General features: G+C 46.8%; 1 protein-coding gene. It reads right to left on the bottom strand.

What is annotated here, in order from left to right; genetic code table 11:
- A partial coding sequence (locus tag MJQ71_RS20785; RefSeq protein ID WP_374759628.1) for a YadA family autotransporter adhesin occupies positions 1–1,983 on the bottom strand: 1,983 nt, incomplete at both ends.

Here is a 1,983-nt window from a genome sequence, read left to right as displayed (position 1 = left end):
CTACTAAATTATTCGCTGTTGCTGACGTGCCACCACTTGGACTCCATGCATAGCTGTAAGCTGTTGTACCGCCATTTGCTGTGACCGTTGCACTGCCATCATTGCCACCATAACATTTTACATTTACCCCTACCGCACTCGCTGTTAATTTCGTCGGTTGGGTAATCGTTACTGTTGCAGTTGCTGTACAGGCATTTGCATCCGTTACTGTTACTGTGTATGTTCCTGCTACTAAATTATTCGCTGTTGCACCTGTGCCGCCACTTGGACTCCATGCATAACTGTAAGCTGTTGTACCACCATTTGCTGTGACCGTTGCACTACCATCATTGCCGCCATAACATTTTACATTTACGCCCACTGCACTCGCTGTTAATTTCGTCGGTTGCGTAATCGTTACTGTTGCAGTTGCTGTACAAGCATTTGCATCCGTTACTGTTACTGTGTATGTTCCTGCTGTTAAATTATTCGCTGTTGCTGACGTGCCACCACTTGGACTCCATGCATAACTGTAAGCTGTTGTCCCACCATTCGCTGTCACCGTTGCACTGCCATCATTGCCGCCATAACATTTAACATTTACACCCACCGCACTCGCTGTTAAACGGCTTGGTTGCGTAATCGTTACTGTCGCGGTCGCTGTACAAGCATTTGCATCTGTTACTGTTACTGTATAAGTTCCTGCTACTAAATTATTCGCTGTTGCTGACGTGCCACCACTTGGACTCCATGCATAACTGTAAGCTGTTGTCCCACCATTCGCTGTCACCGTTGCACTGCCATCGTTGCCGCCATAACATTTAACATTTACACCCACCGCACTCGCTGTTAATTTCGTCGGTTGCGTAATCGTTACTGTTGCGGTCGCTGTACAAGCATTTGCATCGGTTACCGTTACGGTATAAGTGCCTGCTACTAAATTATTCGCTGTTGCTGACGTGCCACCACTTGGACTCCATGCATAACTGTAAGCTGTTGTCCCACCATTCGCTGTCACCGTTGCACTGCCATCATTGCCGCCATAACATTTTACATTTACACCTACCGCACTCGCTGTTAATTTCGTCGGTTGAGTAATCGTTACTGTCGCTGTTGCTGTACAGGCATTTGCATCCGTTACTGTTACTGTGTATGTTCCTGCTACTAAATTATTCGCTGTTGCTGACGTGCCACCACTTGGACTCCATGCATAACTGTAAGCTGTTGTTCCGCCATTCGCAGTCACTGTTGCACTGCCATCATTGCCTCCATAACATTTAACATTTACTCCTACCGCACTCGCTGTTAATTTCGTCGGTTGCGTGATCGTTACTGTTGCGGTCGCTGTACAAGCATTTGCATCGGTTACTGTTACTGTGTATGTTCCTGCTACTAAATTATTCGCTGTTGCTGACGTGCCACCACTTGGACTCCATGCATAACTGTAAGCTGTTGTACCGCCATTCGCTGTCACCGTTGCACTGCCATCGTTGCCGCCATAACATTTTACATTTACACCTACCGCACTCGCTGTTAATTTCGTCGGTTGTGTAATCGTTACTGTTGCGGTCGCTGTACAAGCATTTGCATCTGTTACCGTTACGGTATAAGTGCCTGCTACTAAATTATTCGCTGTTGCTGACGTGCCACCACTTGGACTCCATGCATAGCTGTAAGCTGTTGTACCGCCATTTGCTGTGACCGTTGCACTGCCATCATTGCCACCATAACATTTTACATTTACCCCTACCGCACTCGCTGTTAATTTCGTCGGTTGGGTAATCGTTACTGTTGCAGTTGCTGTACAGGCATTTGCATCCGTTACTGTTACTGTGTATGTTCCTGCTACTAAATTATTCGCTGTTGCTGACGTGCCACCACTTGGACTCCATGCATAACTGTAAGCTGTTGTTCCACCATTCGCTGTCACCGTTGCACTACCATCATTGCCGCCATAACATTTTACATTTACGCCCACTGCACTCGCTGTTAATTTCGTCGGTT

It is taken from the genome of Emticicia aquatica (assembly GCF_923079645.1).
Lineage (GTDB): Bacteria > Bacteroidota > Bacteroidia > Cytophagales > Spirosomataceae > Emticicia > Emticicia aquatica.
Note: the sequence above shows the minus strand (reverse complement) of the source record. Positions and strands in the feature narration are given on the sequence as shown.